Genomic DNA, 16,783 nt, shown 5'->3' with positions numbered 1-16,783 from the left:
TAAGATGCAGCAGCTCGATTGGATTGTGCTTTCCGTAACGCTGCTGTTCATCGTCGTCTATGGCGTATGGAAAACGCGCGGCAGCAAGAATGTCGAAGATTATATCTTGGGCAGCAATGAAACGCCTTGGTGGACCGTCGGCCTTTCGGTCATGGCGACACAGGCCAGTGCGATTACATTTTTGTCGACCCCCGGACAGGCTTACCACGACGGAATGGGTTTTGTGCAATTCTATTTTGGGTTGCCGATTGCGATGGTCGTCATCTGCTATACCTTCATCCCGATTTACCACAAACTCAAGGTGTTTACGGCCTACGAGTATTTGGAACAGCGATTCGATTTGAAGACGCGCTCGCTGGCCTCGATCCTATTTCTCGTGCAGCGCGGGCTTGGGACGGGTTTGACGATTTACGCCCCGGCAATCATCTTGTCGGCGTTGCTGGGCTGGAATTTGACGTTGATGAATGTCGCCATTGGGGTTTTGGTCATCATCTACACTTTTGCCGGTGGTACCAAAGCAGTCAACGTCACACAAAAGCAGCAGATGTTTGTCATCATGACGGGCATGTTCCTGACCTTTTTCCTGATCATCCATTTGCTGCCCAACGACATGAATTTCAGCAACGCGATGCACATTGCCGGTGCAAACCACAAGATGGATGTGGTCAATTTTTCGTTCGATCCCGAGACGCGATACACTTTTTGGAGCGGGATTACCGGTGGCTTCTTCTTAATGCTTTCCTATTTTGGAACCGACCAATCGCAAGTAGGCCGTTACCTTTCGGGAAAATCGGTTCGCGAGAGCCAGATGGGACTCATCATGAACGGCTTCCTTAAGGTACCGATGCAGTTCTTTATTTTGCTGATCGGCGTGATGGTGTTTGTATTTTTCCAATTCAATCCGGTGCCGCTCAATTTCAACCCGAACAACAAGATCCTGGTCGAGAACTCCAAATACAAAAACGAATACCATTTGCTCGAGGCCAAGCTCGACAAGCTTTCCGAAGAAAAAAAGGAAATCAACCTGTTGTACATGGACCACCTGAACCAGAATTACGACAACCCGATCTTGCGGAAAGAACTCGTCGCACTCTCAAGCAAGGAGAACGATTTGCGCGAGGAAGCGCGTGAACTCATCCACAAAGCCGATCCTAAGGCAGAGAAAAATGACAAAGATTATGTATTCATCCACTTCATCCTCAACTACCTGCCCAAAGGCTTGATCGGTTTGCTGTTAGCGGTGATTTTGTCGGCGGCCATGTCGTCTACGGCTTCGGGGATTACGGCCTTGGCATCGACCACCGCCATCGACATCTACAAACGCAACGTCAAGGGCGACAAGACCGAAAAACATTTCGTCAATGCCACCAAATTGTTCACGCTCATGTGGGGCATCATCGCCATCCTGTTCGCCTGTGTCGGGACCTTGTTTGAAAACCTGATCCAGCTTGTCAACATTGTAGGTTCGGTGTTTTACGGCACCGTGCTCGGGATTTTCCTCGTTGGTTTTTACATCCGGTACATCAAGGCCAATGCGATGTTTTGGGGTGCACTCGTGACCCAAACCATCATTTGTTTGATTTATTATTTCTTTATCCACATCCAGCCCAAAGGCGAAGAAAAACTCGGCTATTTGTGGCTCAACTTTATCGGCGCGACGCTGGCCATTGTGCTTTCGCTGATCATCCAGCGTTTTATCAAACCAAACAAAACGCCCGAAGAAATTGAAGTGCTTGCATAAAAAAATCCCGCCTTGTGAGCGGGATTTTTATTCTATCAAAATGGAGGATTAATTATTTCTTGCTCCACTCTGCGATGCTTTCGTTGTTCATCTTCACGTAATCGGCATTCTTGGCTTCGGTCGCCATGGCCAAGGAAGTTTTGGCGGTTTCGATCGCGCCTTTCTTGTCGCCCATTTTCGCCTGGATCAATGACTTCAAACGGTACATCCAGAACGCTTTGTTCTTGTCGAGCTCGACTGCTTTGTTGGCATAACCCAACGCCTTGGTCAAATCACCGTTCGATTGGTACAAATACTGTGCAGACGAAAAATAATCGTTTGCCGACGGGCCGGCCATTACTTTATCGATGCTCGCCATGGCCGTCTTGGCCGTAGGCACTTCGAATTTGATCGGCGCCACGGTCTTTTCCCATGAAATTTCGAGCACGCCGTAGTTGTTATCGAGGTTGTTCACGCCAATGGTAAATGATTCCACGTTTCTGTTCAACATTTCCGGCTTGACCGAAGTCTTGACCGCTACCTTGGCATCGCTCCATTCTTCCGGCGTTCCCCAGTTCTCGGTATCCGAATAGAAAAACACGTCCCAAACGTCGGCTTTCGGCGTCACGAACAATGCATACTCGCCTTTTTTGAGTGTCTTTCCATCGATGACCACATCTTCGCTAAAAGAAACGGTGGTGTTTTTGTTGGCACCGGTTCTCCACAGCTTGCCGAAAGGAACCAAATCACCAAAGATCGTTCTGCCTTTCATGCTCGGGCGCGAATATTTGATCTCGACATCGGTCAGGCCGACTACTTGTTTTACGGTCGCGGCCGGACTCGGGGCTGGTGTTTTTACCTGGGCTTGAATTCCCATGGAGGCAACCGAAATCGCCAGTAAGAATAATATTTTTTTCATAGAGTAAAAGGTTTTAGTTACTGCTCAAATTTACAAATTCATCCTGCTCAAAATGTTAATTAATACTTAATTCGAGAAAGGTTTTGTTTATCATTTTGTCAATTTTATTAAACATTCTATACCTTTACATTCTTCAATCCGTGCCCATGTATTCGTTTCACCGCATCCAAAAATTCCCCGTACCGATAGAGAAAATATGGGCTTTCATCAGCGATCCCAAAAATCTTGCAGTCATTACCCCGCCCGAAATGGGATTCCAGACCTTGTCGGGTGACGAGCGGCCAATGTTCCCGGGACAAATCATCCACTATACCATCACCCCGCTTTTTGGGATCAAAATGGAATGGGTCACCGAAATCACCCATGTTGAACACCTAAACTATTTTGTGGACGAACAACGCCACGGTCCGTACAAATTCTGGCACCACAAACATTTCCTGCGCGAAATCCCAGGCGGTGTCGAAATGGAAGACCTGATCCATTACAAAGTCCCGATGGGTTTTTTGGGCCGTATCTTCCATCCCATTCTGGTCAGGCCGAATCTCGAAAAGATTTTCGAATTCCGCAGACAGCAATTGATTGAACTGTTTGGTGAATTTAAAATGGATGCGAAATGAACATATTTTGGTTTAGACGCGATTTGAGACTTGAGGACAATCACGGCCTTTTTGAAGCTTTATCTGACGGAGATGTATTGCCGATTTTCATTTTCGACAAAAACATCCTGTCGGAACTGCCCAAGGACGACGCACGTGTGGAGTTTATTTCCGACTTGCTGCAAAAAATAAATACCGAATTGCACAAACACCAACGGTCGTTGGCGGTTTTCCACAGCGATCCCGAAACGGTTTTTCACAAGCTCGTCCGTGAAAATGACATTACGGCCGTTTATACGAACCGCGATTACGAACCGTACGCCACCAAACGCGACGCCGACATTGAAAAATTCCTGCAATCGAAAAACATTGCCTTCAGGACTTTCAAAGACCAGGTTATTTTTGAAAAAGACGAAATCGTCAAAGACGATGGCAAACCGTATGTCGTTTATACGCCTTATTCAAACAGATGGAAAGAACACTTCAATAAGTCGGATTTAAAAAATTATAAATCAGAAAGTTTGCTTTCCAATTTTACCAAACACGATTATCCCTTTTTGAATCTCGAAGACATCCATTTCCGAAAATCCGAAATTGAAATTCCCGAATTCAATCTCTCAAAAGCAATGATCGAACACTACGAAGCGACACGCAATTTTCCCTCTAAAGAAACCTCGAAACTCGGGGTGCATTTGCGGTTCGGTTCGGTCAGTATCCGGAAAATTGTGGGCAAAGCCAACGAATCGCGCAACAAGACTTTCCTCAACGAACTGATCTGGCGCGAATTCTTTATGCAGATTTTGTGGCATTTCCCCGAAACGGTGACCAAAAGTTTCCGTCCGCAATACGACAACATCCGATGGCGCTACAGCGAAAAGGATTTCAAACAATGGTGCGAAGGAAAAACCGGTTACCCAATCGTCGATGCGGGCATGCGCGAACTCAACGCCACGGGTTTTATGCACAACCGCGTGCGCATGGTCGTGGCGAGTTTCCTGTGCAAGCATTTACTGATTGATTGGCGTTGGGGTGAGGCGTATTTTGCCGAGAAATTGCTCGATTACGAACAATCATCCAACATCGGGAATTGGCAATGGGCCGCGGGCAGCGGTGTCGATGCCGCGCCGTATTTTAGAATTTTTAATCCGAGTGAACAAGTGAAAAAATTCGACAAGGATTTGCAGTACATCCGAAAATGGGTTCCGGAACTGGACACTTTTGAGTATCCGCAGCCGATGGTGGATCATAAGCAAGCGCGGGAAAGATGCCTTACCATTTATAAGGCTGCCGTAAATTGAAAGCCGCGAATGCACGAATTAAAATTAGGCATAAAGCAAAAATTCGTGAATTCGTGACCAATGTTTATCACCGAGAGTTGCGTTAGCGATGGAAGCGGCAGCCCGCAGCGCAGCGAGGACTACAGCGGACAGCGCGAGCCTTCAGGCAACGCCCAATCAAATTAAATCTTTAATCTTCCCGTAACTCAACTCATTGAAATGCCTGATCACCAAATCGGCCTCCGAATAATCCTGCAATTTCGAATGGAAACTGTCGTAACCGATGCAATACAAACCCGCCGCCTTGGCCGCCTTGATGCCGTTGGTGCTGTCTTCGATTACAATGCATTCCGACTTGGGCGCTTTCGACAACGAGGCTGCGTGCAGGAAAATCGCGGGATGCGGTTTCGATTTCGGGAAATCCTCGCCGCTGACGATATCGGTGAAATACGGATAAAGGTTGAAACGTTTGAAAATGCGGTCGATCGTAACCTTGGCCGATGACGAAGCGAGAATCAACTGCACGCCATTTTGATGCAAATCCTTTATTAAATCTTCCACGCCGTCGAGCAGGAACAAATCTTCCTTTTTATCGAAAGCTTCGTTGAACAACGAACGCTTGATGTCGACGAGTTTCTCTACTTCTTCCTCGAGCGCGAATTGCTCCTTCAACCTTTGGTAGATGTTGCGTGTGGAATTGCCCGTGAACGAATGGTACATTTCGGGCGAAACCTCTATGTTCAAGGCTTTGAAATGTTCGTGGTATGCGTAATGGTGAACGGGTTCGGTGTCGACGATGACGCCGTCCATATCGAAAATGACTGTTTTTATCATTGTTTAATCGTTGATTTGGTGATTTGGTAATTTGTTTAACCGTTGAATCGTTTAATCGGACTTCCTAAGAACGCATCGGTTAAACGATTCAACGATTAAACTTATTTTTTTAAAATCCCACGGATCACATAACTCGCCGCATGCAATCCAAACAATCCCGGCATGTAGCTGTTCGTGCCGTAAAACGATTTCTTGAAATTCTTGCCGTCGGTTTTGCGCAGACTGTTCGGGTCTTGGATTTCGGATGAGAAAACCACTTTAATGCCCTTGTCGATTTTCTCGGCACGCAGGCGTTTCTTGATGAATTTGGCGAGGTAGCAATTTTCGGTTTTGCTGATGTCGGCGACTTTGACTTTTGAAGCGTCCATCTTGCCGCCCGCACCCATCGAACTGATGATCTTGACTTTCTTGCGCTTACACGCCATGATCAAATTGAGTTTCGGCGTGACACTGTCGATGCAATCCATCACGTAATCGAAATCCTTTGTGACGATTTCAAACGCGCGCTCGGGCTCGAGGAATTCGCGGATTTTGGTCAGTTGCAATTCGGGGTTGATGTCCATCAAGCGGTCGCCCACGACATCTATCTTGGGTTGCCCGACCGTCGAATGCAAGGCCGGTAATTGTCGGTTGATGTTGGTAATATCGACCACATCGCCGTCCACGATTGTCATTCTGCCCACACCGGCACGCGCGATGAATTCGGCCGCAAACGAGCCCACGCCACCCACGCCCACGATCAATACGTTGGCATTTTTTAATTTTTCAAGTCCTTCTTTTGTAAAGAGCAGCTCTGCCCTTTCGGTCCATTCGGCCATATTTTTGGTTTAATCGTTTATTTGTTTAATCGTTTTGGGCGTTGCCTGACGGCCGCGCTGTACGCTCTATCTTTTGCTCCGTAAACTGCTTCGCCAGTTCGCCTTGCTCGTGTACGCAAAAGGATGCCGCTTCCATCGCTAACGCACCTCCTTTTGAAACACGCTTTTGAAATTTGAATTAATTTGTTCTTTCAAATCCTCCACTATCATTCCTTTGTATTTCGCCGCGAGTTCGTAAACTTCCCGGATCGATTCTTCGACCGTATCGGTTTCGAGAAAGAAACGGTCATTCGGAACGCTTTTGAAAACACTTTCCAATTCCGGATTGCGCAACAAATATTTCCCGAACGACAAATACAGTCCGTTGTCGAGCAATGATCGGGCAACCTGTTCATTTTTCGAATATCCGTGAATCACCATCGGCACGGAAATTTTCATTTGCTTCTTGATGGCAATGACTTCCTGAAACGCCGCGACGCAATGGATGATGACGGGTTTTTGGTATTTTCCGGCGAGTTGCAATTGCTTTTCAAACACTTCCGCCTGCAATCCCAGATCGGTTTCGATGCGTTTGTCGAGTCCGCATTCGCCAACGGCCAAACAGTTTTGCTGCTGCAGTTTCTGCTCGATAATCTGCAAATCTTCCTCAATTTTACTTTCATCAATGTACCACGGATGAATCCCGATCGAATAAAACGGCGTTTCGCTGAACGCGCGCGGATACTGGTTCACCACTTCCAAAATCGCTGGCGAATCTGTAAAACGGTGCGTATGCAAATTGACGTACGACATCAATCGTGGAATTTTTTAACGCCCGCTTTGATGGCCACGGGCAAATCGTTTTCTAGCGGCACAATCGGGCACGAATATTTGTGGTTGTACGCGCAATACGGATTGTAGGCTTGGTTGAAATCGATGGCCATCGTATCGCCTTTCGGAATTTTCAGATCGATGTAACGACCGCCGATATAGGTTTCGTTGCCGCTGGTCAAATCGGAAAACGGCAGGAACAAATAATCGACGTATTCTTTTTTCTTGACCAATTCAACATTCTGATACACATTGAGTTTACAGGACTTGCCTTCAAGCGTAAAAGTAAGTTCGCCGTATTTGACGTACATCGGCAAACGGTTCGTGGAAGTTTTCATCTCGAATGGTTTTTCATCCTTGATCCGTTTGAATTTGGCATTGACGAAATACTTCGCATCGGGCGTGTAAAAATCGAGTCCGTGAAAGTTGCGGCGGTCTTCGGTCGTGAGCGGGCTTTTCAATGAGTCGGCGAAGGCCGTCGTGAGTTCGTTCTGGAATACCTGTACCTTGACCTCGTCGAATTTCTCCTGCGCGAAACCCAACAAACTGTTGCAAAACAGCAACCCGAGAAGTATCTTTTTCATGTCCGAAATTTTATGCAAAAATAAGCAAAATCAATACGCGAAACGTTTAATTTTTCGTTAGAGAGTTCGTAAATTTGTGGCACTCAAAAACGCCATTTCTTCCATGCTCAAATCGGGATTCGAACGCTACATCAACAACTTCAAGGGATTTTCGCGCGAGGTTTGGATTCTTGCCATCATCACCTTCATCAACCGTGCGGGCATGATGGTCGTGCCGTTCCTGACCAAATACCTCAATGAGGATTTGAAATTTACGATGAGCGAAGTCGGGACGATGATGATGTTCTTCGGGTTCGGGTCGATGCTGGGTTCCTGGCTCGGCGGCAAATTGTCGGACAAGATCGGGTTTTACCGCATCATGGTGTTCAGTTTGTTTACAAGCGGCTTGATTTTTCTTGGATTACAGTTCGTCACCTCTTTCTGGGGATTGTGCCTGAGTTTGTTCGTGATGATGACCATCGGCGACATGTTCCGTCCGGCGATGTTCGTTTCGCTCGCGGCTTATGCCAAACCCGAGAACCGTACCCGCGCGTTGACTTTGGTACGGCTGGCCGTCAATTTGGGTTTTGCGTGCGGCCCGGCTTTGGGCGGACTCGTGATCATGGGCGTCGGCTACCAGGGCTTGTTTTGGATCGACGGCGCGACCTGTATGATTGCGATCACGATTTTTGCGTTGCTCGTCAAGGAAAAGAAAAACCCGGAACATCTGAAGAAAGTTGCCGAGACAGTTGTTGAATCGGTTTTCAAGGACAAAATTTTCTGGATTTTCCTTTTCGTGTGTTTCGTGACCTCGATGATTTTCTTCCAGTTGTTCACTACCTTGCCGCTGTACCATCGCGTCCAATATGGCTTGACCGAAGTGCACACCGGACTGCTCATGATGCTCAACGGCGGACTCATCTTTCTGCTCGAAATGCCGATCGTGAGTATTTTTGAGCGGCACCAGGTGCACAAGCTCAAGATCATTTTCTGGGGTGCCTTGTTCATGTCGCTCAGTTTCTTCATCCTGTTGATCACGGGCTGGGCAGGATTGCTGATCATCAGCTTACTGTTCATGACCTTTGGCGAGATGTTCATTTTTCCGTTCTCGAACTCGTTTGCGATGAGCCGTGCGCCCAAAGGACACGAAGGCCGATACATGGCGCTGTTTACGATGAGTTTCAGCCTGGCGCATATCGTGAGCTCCAAATGCGGACTCGAGATCGCCGCCCATTTGGGTTACCAAAAAAACTGGCTCTTTATGGCTTTCTGCGGATTGCTGTCCGTGGGTTGCTGTTTGTGGTTGCAGAAATTGGTGCGAGAGGAAAACCGGGTTTAGACCGTTTCACCGCAAGACCGCTGCGCTGCTAGAGCCAAGACCGCTTTACTGCAAGACTGTTGATTAGAAGATTAAATCGAATTAACAGTCCGTTACTCTTTCACCACAATTTCCGAACTGGTCTTGGTTCTTGGTTCTAGCAGCACAGCGGTCTACAAATCTGCCTTGATCTGCTGCAGCGTTTGCTCGGTTTCGATCATTTGACCGATGACCTTTCTTTTTAAATCTACTCCATTTTCATTGGAATAATATTCTGTCCAAGAATCGTTTTCCAATAAATTGCGGATTTGGCGGATGCGTTTGGTCGTTTCTGATGCCGTGCGCAGCACTTCATTATTGTAGTTTCCACTGTCTTTGTGTTGGAATTGCACCGATTGGTTTTCAAAATCGACTTCGATGAAATACAATTTCTCGGTTTCGTTGTCGCGGTGGAAAGCCGACCATAAGGCGAATCCCAATTTCGTGCGATTTCCGGTTTTCTCGTTCGAATGCAATCGCCATTTGCAATTGGCCGCGCGTCCCCAATGGTTGGAAAGCCGATAAACGCCGGCTTCGGTGAAGTAATAACTGCTGCCCGATTTGCTTTTGTAGCCCAATTTGAGTTCGGCGATTGTTGTTAAATCGGCTTCGTTGAAAATACAAAAGGTGTTTTTGTGAAAATTATTGCGGTGGAAAGTTTCGGCGCCCATGCCCTATTTTTATTGATAGTGTAACAAAGGTAAACATTTCGAGTCTTTGGTTAAAACTTAAAATTTAGTTAAATAACTATTTCTATAGTTGTATAACTAAAAATATAGTTGTAGGTTTGGATTGTTCTTTTGGAAAGATTCAAAGATTCAAAGATTCAAAGATTCAAAGATTCAAAGATTCAAAGATACAAAGATTCAAAGATTCAAAGATTCAAAGATTCAAAGATTCAAAGATTGAAGTTGGTTTGTAGGTTTTTTAAACTTTGTGACTCTGCATCTCTGTGACTTTGCGACTTACTAGCGTTAGGGATTGTAGTGAAAATCCTTTTTAGCGTAGTTTACGAAGCTGAAAGATTGCAACGGAAAGCCCGGCCTTCAGGCAACGCCCAAAATCCGATTAAACGATTACACGATTCACCGATTAAACAATAAAAAATGCAAAAGTTAACCAACAAAGAAGAAGAAATCATGCACGTCTTATGGAAGCTCGAAAAAGCTTTTGTCAAAGAGGTCATGGCCGAGATGAAGGACGAGGCGCATTACAACACGCTGTCGACCATCATCCGGAATTTGGAAGAAAAAGGGTTTGTGGCGCACAATGCTTTCGGGAACACACACCAATATTATCCGGTGGTGAGCAAGGAAGATTACCGCAAGCGCTTTATGAATACGGCGATTGAAACCTATTTCAACAGTTCGTACAAGAACATGGTATCCCATTTTGCCAAGGAGGAAAAGATTTCGGCCGATGAGTTGCGTGAGATCCTCGAAATGATCGAGAAAAAACAAAAGTAGCATGGAAGCGCTGTTCGTTTACCTCGTCAAATCGGGCGCTTTGCTCGCCACGTTCTACCTCGCCTATCATTTCCTGCTGCGGAAAGAGACTTTTTTTAACAGTAACCGGTGGTTTCTCTTGTTAGGGTTAGTTACTTCGATATTACTGCCACTGGTTACGTTTAAAAAAATAGTTTGGGTCGATCCGATTCCCGAAGCGGTTGGTTGGAGCGACATGCCCGCCCGGATCGCCGCGCCGGTGGTCAATGAAGGCTTTGAGATCGACTGGTTTATCGTGATGGGTTTGGTCTATGCGATTGGGATTTTTATTTTCTTGATCAAATTCATTTTTGATTTTGGAAGCCTGGCCAAGACGCTCAAGGGCCATGAAATCAAGCAACAGGCTGACTTTAAGTTGGTCGATGTGAACCACAACGTTTCGCCTTTCTCCTATTTCAGTTACATTGTTTACAATTCTTCCTTGTACAGCGCAGAAGAACTCGAGAATATTTTGGAACATGAGAAGGTGCATTGCGAGCAGAAACATTCGGCCGATGTGTTGATTTCGCGGCTGTTTTGCATCCTGTTCTGGTTCAACCCGTTTGCATGGCTGTACAAGAAAGCGATCCTGCAAAACCTCGAGTTTATTGCCGACAGCGGCGCGCTCAAAAATTTATCCGATAAGAAAGCGTATCAAATCACCTTATTAAAAGTAACGACACACGAACATTGTGTCGAGATCACCAACCATTTTTATCAATCATTAATCAAAAAACGAATTATTATGCTAAACAAAAGCCAATCGAAGAAATCGAATTCCTGGAAGTATGCCTTGATCATCCCGGTACTCGCAGCGTTCCTTTTCTATTTCCAAGTGAAAGTAATCGCGCAAGAACGCCACACCGATGTCGAGGCCACCGAAATGCCATCGGGCAAACCGATCAACATCACGATCAACAAAAACACCACCGATGCGCAGCTCAACGCCTACACCACCGAATTCAAGAAACAATACGGCGCCAAGCTCAAGTTCTCAAAGGTGAAAAGAAACAGCGCGGGTGAAATTATCGGACTCAAGGCGGTCTATTCGGACAAGAACGGCAAATCGGGCACTTACCAGTTGAGCGGAGACGAACCGATCAAACCGATCAACATTACACGCCAGGAAGATGGCAAGATTGCCTTTGGCAACAGCAAGCAAATTCGCATCATCAGAGACAAGGACGGTGAAGATGCCGCCGATACTGAAGATGCCGAGGGCAGCTACACCTACAGTTATTCGACCGGAGCAAACGGCGACCATGAAATCATCGTCAACGGCGAGCACATTTCGATCCCTGAACCGCCCGAAATGCCGGATATGCCAGACATGGTGGTTCCGCCGGCCGCCTGCGGTAAAAACGTGGTCGTGAAAACCATCACCAATAAAGACGGCAAAGTTGTAGTTTCGGTCAATGGCGAGGTAATCGACGTGGACACCGATAAAATCCTGGCCGATATCGACATCAACATCGATGAGATTAAAGAACAGGCCAAAGCCGGCGCGAGATTGGCCAAGGAACAAGCGAAGCTCGCTTTGAGACATGCCGAAAGAGCCCGCAAACAAGCCGGTGAAGCATCGGAAGATTCCGAGGAAACCCGCCAGGAAATGGAGGAAACGCGCCGCGAGATGGAAGAAACCAGACGCGAAATGGAGGAAACACGACGCGAACTCGAGCAAGCCCGCCAAGAATTGTCCAAGGCAAGAGCAGCAGCCAAAGCGGCAAAAGCAAAGAAAGCTTCCCAAGGGCAATAAGTCTAAAAAATCATCATCATTACATCAAACAAATAATCAGAGTGGAAAAAGGCGGTCTTCGGGCGGCCTTTTTTTGTATTTTTACCAGATCAAGCCGACCGAACAAAAATATCTAAATGTTTAAACTTTTAGCCAAGATCAACAAACTGCTGCTACCGAGTTTCACCAAACAACGGCTCGACTTGGCCACGGCCAGCACTTGGCAGAAGGCTTTGATCGCGTGGCGCTACTATGTAACTACAAGAGCACTAGACGAATAAAAAAGCAACACAGAAAAATTTTATTTTATTTGATTTTTACGCTTGCAGGTTTAACGTTAATGCTTATATTTGCACCCGCAAACAGCGTCAAACGCATTGCAAACGGCCTCGTGGCGCAACTGAATAGCGCATCTGATTACGGCTCAGAAGGTTACTGGTTTGAATCCAGTCGAGGTCACGAATAAAACGGAAAGCGAGCTAAAATATAAAGCTCGCTTTTTTATTTTAGCTGTTTTTTGTTTTTCAGTGCGGAGCGCTGCTTGAAATTTAATCCAGTCGAGGTCACGAATAAATAGAGTGTAAAGAAAAAAGCGCCAAGTTCACTTGAGCGCTTTTTTTCTTTCTTACTATTTTCAAAGCGGAGCTTTGTGGATGTCGCGCAGCGAAATCCAGTCATGATGAAACGTCCTTCTTCCCCACCCGTCCTTTTACACACACTTCACCAGAGGTAGTAGAAATCCCTTTAAACACCACAAACTCAATTTCCAGATCCTTTTTAACCAAACGCCTACGGCACAGGATTGGGTTGATATTTTACCAATGGTTGTTTTCAATGTTTTTTATCCTTATCGGTGGGGTTTTCTTATACATAACTGTTTGAAATTGTGGAACGATGCCGTGAATAAACCATAAGTATCAGAATCATTATGAAAAATTTCTTACTTTCTATTATACTGTTATCAACTTTGTCATTGTTGTCAGGATGTGACCCGCACGATGATCAGGAAAATTCCCAACCTCAAAATTCACCAAATTCCTTTTCAGAAAATTTCGGAAATGAAGTCTCCCGCGATTTTATCGGACAGGTAGTAGATATAAACAGTCTTCCTGTGGCAAACGCAGTGGTTGCAGTTGGGACATCTACCGTCCAGACAGATGCCAACGGCGTTTTCATTATCGACGGCGCCGAGGTATACGAACAATTCGCTTATATCACCGTAAAAAAGCCCGGATACATCGATGGCTCAAGGGCGATGGTCCCCACAAATGGGAAAAATAACGTAAAGGTCATGCTGATTCCATCTGCTCCTATCCAAACCATAACTTCAGGCTCATCTGCTGAAGTTGCTTTGCCATCAGGGACGAAAGTAACTTTTGATGGTGCTTTTGAAGATGAAAATGGAAATCCGTATTCAGGTAACGTTTCTGTTTCAATGTATCACTTAGAAAGTTCAAACGAGAATATTTCCCTGCTTATGCCCGGGATGCTTTACGCAAAAACCGATACCGGCCAAGAAGCTATTCTCAAGACTTTTGGAATGCTGAATGTTGAACTAAGGGGAAATAGTGGACAAAAACTCCAGATAGCGGGTGGACATACTGCCGAGATTGAAATGATGATCGACAATTCACAATTAGCAACGGCGCCTTCCACCATTCCGCTTTGGCATTTTGATGAAGCCCTCGGCTATTGGATACAGGAAGGAACCGCAACCAGATCAGGAAACAAATACATTGGCCAAGTTTCCCATTTTTCATGGTGGAATTGTGATGCTTTTTTCGCTACCGTTTCATTATCGGTTACCGTTGTTGGCGTTAATGGAAATCCTTTGCCCAATACTGTAGTTGGTTTAATAGCAAATAGCAGCCTTAGTGCTGTTAGCGGATATACTGACAATAATGGAACTATCTCAGGAATGATTCCTCAAAATCAGACCTTAACCTTGAACGTATATTCAGACTGTGGGATTGCTTACACGACAACTATTGGGCCTTTCAACGGGGATACTGTTTTGCCGACCATTCAAATAGCTGGTTCGTCGACAACATCTACACTGGTTACTGGCGTTTTGAAAAAGTGCGATGGTTCTGCTGTCACTAATGGCTACGTTGTAATGTCAAGGCTTGGAGGCGACCAAGTTATAAATGTAACCAATGGAACTTTTAGTTTTAATTCCATTTTTTGCAGTAGTGTCACGACCCTTTCGCTTAGAGGAGTCGATCTGGATAATCTCCAGACGGTATCGGTTAATCATGCGATAACTACACCAACTACTAATGTTGGCAATTTGACGGCCTGTAATTCGATTTCAAATTACGTGTCTTACAAATTAGATGATCAACCTGTAACCTATTTGTTCACCGGCTTGTTTGGTGGTTATAATTCACCTACGCTACTATTTTCTGCGGGAGCAATGAGTACCACCCGGCTACACGTTGTCGGGAATACGCTGGTGCCTGGTGTGTATGACAGTTCTGTATTCCAATTGTTTGATACGCTGGGCCCGTACCACACTTATGCAAATGAAAATATCACCTACAATTTAATAGCATTTGGAAATGTCGGCGAGTTGTTGCACATGACACTCTCGGGAACTTTTGATGATAACTATGGAGTTACCCACACTGTTAGCGGGACGATACACGTTACTAGAAATCAATAGTGTAAGAAAGCCTTTGAATTTAGGGTGATGGTTCAATTGGAATGAGTTTAAAAAAACACTAACAACATTATCTATGTCACTTTTATGACTATTTTGATAAAAACTCGAAAAGACTCAATCGAATCATTTTATTCAGTTATGCTTGGAAATTGACTAATGCAAGAACCGATATTCCTTTTAAGAACAAATTAACCCTCCAGAAGCAATAAACCCAATCAAAAAAAGGTTTTAATAATACATTATTAAACCTACAAAACATGAAAAGGATATTGTTCATCATCATATTAGCCGTGTGCATCCAAGGATATGCACAGGACGAACTCAACAGCAAAACCAAGCCGATTTCAGGTGGAAGCCTCAAAATCAAGGAAGCCACCCCGCCCAAAGAAGAAGCCAAACCAGAACCACCTATTGTTGTCGAAAAACCCGATCCTTTGAAGCTGGCCGAGGCCGAATTGCTCAAAAGCCCCAACCAGTACAACAAAAAACCACATCCCGACGAAGCCGACTACCGACGGAACCAATACCTGGGCGGTGTCAAAACCCAATCCCATACCTCAACGGTACGCTACCGCGATGCCGCCGCAATCGATGGCGATAAAATCAAGGTTTATGTGAACGACAAGCTCGTCGAGCCTGAAGTCGTCATGGACAAGGAATACAAAGGCTTCAAGATCGATTTGAACGAAGGCATCAACAAAATCGATTTTGTCGCTATAAATGAAGGTTTTGCTTCGCCGAACACGGCCGAATTCCAGGTCTACAACGACAAAGGCGTCGTCATCAAATCGAGCCAATGGAATGTCGGTACGGGTTACAAGGCCACGGTACTGTTGCTCAAGGAATAAATAGCAATATTGAGGATTTTGGAAACGCCATACCCATTGCCCTCGGGATTGGCTTTCATGCCTTTTCGATACGCAGACACGGAAAATAAACACATCCGTGATGAAACAACAACAAAAAAGCCTCCCGAAAGAGGCTTTTATTTTGGATCAAAACAAAAATTACTTGGCAATCCTCGCGATTTGCACCCCATTCTCGGTATGGATCTTTACAATGTAGTTCCCAGAGGCCCACGTGCTGCATTCCATATTGGTTTCCTTTGCGTTCACCGGCCTTGAAACCATCAACTGGCCGAATAAATTGAACACTTCGATCGTATGGATTGTCGTGTCGCTTGAAATGGCCAGTACATCCTTGACCGGATTGGGGAAGTATTTCAAGTCGCTTTTGGCGAATTCGGGCGTACCCAACGAAGCGTTGTAAGGCGACACCTGGAACTGCCCCTGTCCTACCTCGGGGTTGTTGTATTGCCACACACCGATGTAGACTGTTGAACCGGGCACCAAACCCGTCAAATCGACCTTTGAAAAGGTTCCCGAATCGGTATCGTCGTTACAGCCCAGTAACGTTAGGTTGCCACAGACGCCTGAATACACCGCGATAACGGTATCGAATACTTCGGAGCCGGAAACAGGTCCCGTTTCAACGGTCAGTGCGCCATCAGCCGGGACAACGGCCTTGAACCAAACGTCGTTCATCACATCGGTTTGGCATGCAGGAAGCAAGGTGCCGAGGTTGGCCTGTACATTATTGACCGTCCGTGCCGCCGAAAGAAAGCTCTGCCGGACCGGAATGAGCAGCGCATTGTCGCAATTGTCATAGGACGGTGCGAGTGCAGTTTGCAAAGATTTTGAAGCATTTTGTGCCGAAGCCATGACCGCAAATACCATTGTAGCCAAAAGTGTAACTTTTTTCATTTTCTGATTGATTTTTTTTCGCGGCGCCCCAAACTATTCAGCAGCGCCCCGAGTGATGATTGAATAATATAAAATTCAAGGATTTCATTCCCTGATTGATTGGTGCAAAATTGGCAGGAAATATTGCCAAAGCCCTTGATTGAAATCAAGAAGCGCCAATTATCCCCGAACATTTCTTATTTGGTGCGGGCTCGCGCATTTTGACCATAAGTATTTATCAATCTGCGTATTAACAAAACATT

General features: G+C 45.7%; 16 protein-coding genes and 1 tRNA gene. 10 read left to right on the top strand and 7 right to left on the bottom strand.

Features of this window, described 5'->3' with window-relative positions:
- Nucleotides 1-4 precede the first annotated feature (4 nt).
- Nucleotides 5-1,741: a sodium:solute symporter gene (locus QM717_RS15480; protein ID WP_415038780.1), complete on the top strand. Its 1,737-nt coding sequence runs from the start codon at nucleotides 5-7 to the stop codon at nucleotides 1,739-1,741.
- Between the two features lie 52 nt (nucleotides 1,742-1,793).
- On the opposite strand, the gene QM717_RS15475 is transcribed toward QM717_RS15480, so the two are convergent.
- On the bottom strand, nucleotides 1,794-2,639 hold the full coding sequence (locus QM717_RS15475; RefSeq protein ID WP_415038779.1) for a DUF2911 domain-containing protein: 846 nt from the start codon (nucleotides 2,637-2,639) through the stop codon (nucleotides 1,794-1,796).
- A 146-nt stretch (nucleotides 2,640-2,785) separates the two neighbouring features.
- Between QM717_RS15475 and QM717_RS15470 the strand changes: the two genes are divergently transcribed.
- Together QM717_RS15470 and QM717_RS15465 are read left to right on the top strand one after the other, a co-directional pair.
- Complete coding sequence (locus QM717_RS15470; protein ID WP_415038778.1) at nucleotides 2,786-3,256, top strand: SRPBCC family protein; 471 nt, start codon at nucleotides 2,786-2,788, stop codon at nucleotides 3,254-3,256.
- The gene (locus QM717_RS15465) at nucleotides 3,253-4,533 is read left to right on the top strand and encodes a cryptochrome/photolyase family protein (protein WP_415038777.1); all 1,281 of its coding nucleotides are present in this window, start codon (nucleotides 3,253-3,255) and stop codon (nucleotides 4,531-4,533) included. The genes QM717_RS15470 and QM717_RS15465 overlap by 4 nt, the downstream gene beginning before the upstream one ends.
- A gap of 156 nt (nucleotides 4,534-4,689) precedes the next feature.
- Here QM717_RS15465 and QM717_RS15460 read toward each other — a convergent pair whose 3' ends face one another.
- The 4 genes from QM717_RS15460 to QM717_RS15445 form a co-directional block, all read right to left on the bottom strand.
- Nucleotides 4,690-5,346 (bottom strand): HAD family hydrolase, encoded by a 657-nt coding sequence (locus QM717_RS15460; RefSeq protein WP_415038775.1) that lies wholly within the window; start codon nucleotides 5,344-5,346, stop codon nucleotides 4,690-4,692.
- A gap of 101 nt (nucleotides 5,347-5,447) precedes the next feature.
- A complete protein-coding gene (locus tag QM717_RS15455; RefSeq protein WP_415038773.1) occupies nucleotides 5,448-6,164 on the bottom strand; it encodes a ThiF family adenylyltransferase in 717 nt (238 codons plus the stop codon).
- Between the two features lie 138 nt (nucleotides 6,165-6,302).
- Entirely contained in the window at nucleotides 6,303-6,956 is a 654-nt protein-coding gene (locus QM717_RS15450) for a TatD family hydrolase (RefSeq protein WP_415038771.1), read from the bottom strand.
- Entirely contained in the window at nucleotides 6,956-7,558 is a 603-nt protein-coding gene (locus QM717_RS15445) for a DUF1684 domain-containing protein (RefSeq protein WP_415038770.1), read from the bottom strand. Before QM717_RS15445 ends, QM717_RS15450 begins: the two co-directional genes overlap by 1 nt.
- Nucleotides 7,559-7,661: 103 nt before the next feature.
- Here QM717_RS15445 and QM717_RS15440 point away from each other — a divergent pair, with 103 nt between their 5' ends.
- Nucleotides 7,662-8,876, top strand: coding sequence for an MDR family MFS transporter (locus QM717_RS15440; RefSeq protein WP_415040145.1), 1,215 nt, complete (start codon nucleotides 7,662-7,664; stop codon nucleotides 8,874-8,876).
- A 152-nt stretch (nucleotides 8,877-9,028) separates the two neighbouring features.
- Here QM717_RS15440 and QM717_RS15435 read toward each other — a convergent pair whose 3' ends face one another.
- On the bottom strand, nucleotides 9,029-9,565 hold the full coding sequence (locus QM717_RS15435; RefSeq protein WP_415038768.1) for a hypothetical protein: 537 nt from the start codon (nucleotides 9,563-9,565) through the stop codon (nucleotides 9,029-9,031).
- Nucleotides 9,566-10,000: 435 nt separating this feature from the next.
- Between QM717_RS15435 and QM717_RS15430 the strand changes: the two genes are divergently transcribed.
- From QM717_RS15430 to QM717_RS15405, 6 genes are all read left to right on the top strand, one after another.
- Nucleotides 10,001-10,360 carry a BlaI/MecI/CopY family transcriptional regulator gene (locus tag QM717_RS15430; RefSeq protein ID WP_415038766.1) on the top strand — a complete coding sequence of 120 codons (360 nt, stop codon included), beginning with the start codon at nucleotides 10,001-10,003 and terminating at the stop codon, nucleotides 10,358-10,360.
- Between the two features lies 1 nt (nucleotide 10,361).
- A complete protein-coding gene (locus tag QM717_RS15425; RefSeq protein ID WP_415038765.1) occupies nucleotides 10,362-12,134 on the top strand; it encodes a M56 family metallopeptidase in 1,773 nt (590 codons plus the stop codon).
- A 116-nt stretch (nucleotides 12,135-12,250) separates the two neighbouring features.
- Nucleotides 12,251-12,394: an SsrA-binding protein gene (locus QM717_RS15420; RefSeq protein WP_415038763.1), complete on the top strand. Its 144-nt coding sequence runs from the start codon at nucleotides 12,251-12,253 to the stop codon at nucleotides 12,392-12,394.
- A gap of 104 nt (nucleotides 12,395-12,498) precedes the next feature.
- Nucleotides 12,499-12,572 (top strand) — tRNA-Arg (locus QM717_RS15415).
- 469 nt (nucleotides 12,573-13,041) lie between these two features.
- Nucleotides 13,042-14,778, top strand: coding sequence for a hypothetical protein (locus QM717_RS15410; protein ID WP_415038761.1), 1,737 nt, complete (start codon nucleotides 13,042-13,044; stop codon nucleotides 14,776-14,778).
- A gap of 257 nt (nucleotides 14,779-15,035) precedes the next feature.
- Complete coding sequence (locus QM717_RS15405) at nucleotides 15,036-15,626, top strand: hypothetical protein (RefSeq protein WP_415038759.1); 591 nt, start codon at nucleotides 15,036-15,038, stop codon at nucleotides 15,624-15,626.
- 159 nt (nucleotides 15,627-15,785) lie between these two features.
- On the opposite strand, the gene QM717_RS15400 is transcribed toward QM717_RS15405, so the two are convergent.
- Nucleotides 15,786-16,541: a T9SS type A sorting domain-containing protein gene (locus QM717_RS15400; RefSeq protein ID WP_415038757.1), complete on the bottom strand. Its 756-nt coding sequence runs from the start codon at nucleotides 16,539-16,541 to the stop codon at nucleotides 15,786-15,788.
- Nucleotides 16,542-16,783 lie beyond the last annotated feature (242 nt).

Origin of the sequence: Flavobacterium sp., assembly GCF_047602195.1 — a bacterium.
In the GTDB taxonomy this organism is placed as follows: Bacteria; Bacteroidota; Bacteroidia; order Flavobacteriales; family Flavobacteriaceae; genus Flavobacterium.
This window is presented reverse-complemented; position numbering and strand designations above follow the sequence as displayed.

What these genes read in the sequence shown, in the direction of transcription:
- QM717_RS15420 (WP_415038763.1), top strand. Translation starts at nt 12,251, where the DNA reads ATGTTTAAACTTTTAGCCAAGATCAACAAACTGCTGCTACCGAGTTTC.
- QM717_RS15405 (WP_415038759.1), top strand. Translation starts at nt 15,036, where the DNA reads ATGAAAAGGATATTGTTCATCATCATATTAGCCGTGTGCATCCAAGGA.
- QM717_RS15430 (WP_415038766.1), top strand. Translation starts at nt 10,001, where the DNA reads ATGCAAAAGTTAACCAACAAAGAAGAAGAAATCATGCACGTCTTATGG.
- QM717_RS15410 (WP_415038761.1), top strand. Translation starts at nt 13,042, where the DNA reads ATGAAAAATTTCTTACTTTCTATTATACTGTTATCAACTTTGTCATTG.
- QM717_RS15475 (WP_415038779.1), bottom strand. Translation starts at nt 2,639, where the DNA reads ATGAAAAAAATATTATTCTTACTGGCGATTTCGGTTGCCTCCATGGGA.
- QM717_RS15455 (WP_415038773.1), bottom strand. Translation starts at nt 6,164, where the DNA reads ATGGCCGAATGGACCGAAAGGGCAGAGCTGCTCTTTACAAAAGAAGGA.
- QM717_RS15425 (WP_415038765.1), top strand. Translation starts at nt 10,362, where the DNA reads ATGGAAGCGCTGTTCGTTTACCTCGTCAAATCGGGCGCTTTGCTCGCC.
- QM717_RS15435 (WP_415038768.1), bottom strand. Translation starts at nt 9,565, where the DNA reads ATGGGCGCCGAAACTTTCCACCGCAATAATTTTCACAAAAACACCTTT.
- QM717_RS15480 (WP_415038780.1), top strand. Translation starts at nt 5, where the DNA reads ATGCAGCAGCTCGATTGGATTGTGCTTTCCGTAACGCTGCTGTTCATC.
- QM717_RS15470 (WP_415038778.1), top strand. Translation starts at nt 2,786, where the DNA reads ATGTATTCGTTTCACCGCATCCAAAAATTCCCCGTACCGATAGAGAAA.
- QM717_RS15465 (WP_415038777.1), top strand. Translation starts at nt 3,253, where the DNA reads ATGAACATATTTTGGTTTAGACGCGATTTGAGACTTGAGGACAATCAC.
- QM717_RS15445 (WP_415038770.1), bottom strand. Translation starts at nt 7,558, where the DNA reads ATGAAAAAGATACTTCTCGGGTTGCTGTTTTGCAACAGTTTGTTGGGT.
- QM717_RS15450 (WP_415038771.1), bottom strand. Translation starts at nt 6,956, where the DNA reads ATGTCGTACGTCAATTTGCATACGCACCGTTTTACAGATTCGCCAGCG.
- QM717_RS15460 (WP_415038775.1), bottom strand. Translation starts at nt 5,346, where the DNA reads ATGATAAAAACAGTCATTTTCGATATGGACGGCGTCATCGTCGACACC.
- QM717_RS15400 (WP_415038757.1), bottom strand. Translation starts at nt 16,541, where the DNA reads ATGAAAAAAGTTACACTTTTGGCTACAATGGTATTTGCGGTCATGGCT.
- QM717_RS15440 (WP_415040145.1), top strand. Translation starts at nt 7,662, where the DNA reads ATGCTCAAATCGGGATTCGAACGCTACATCAACAACTTCAAGGGATTT.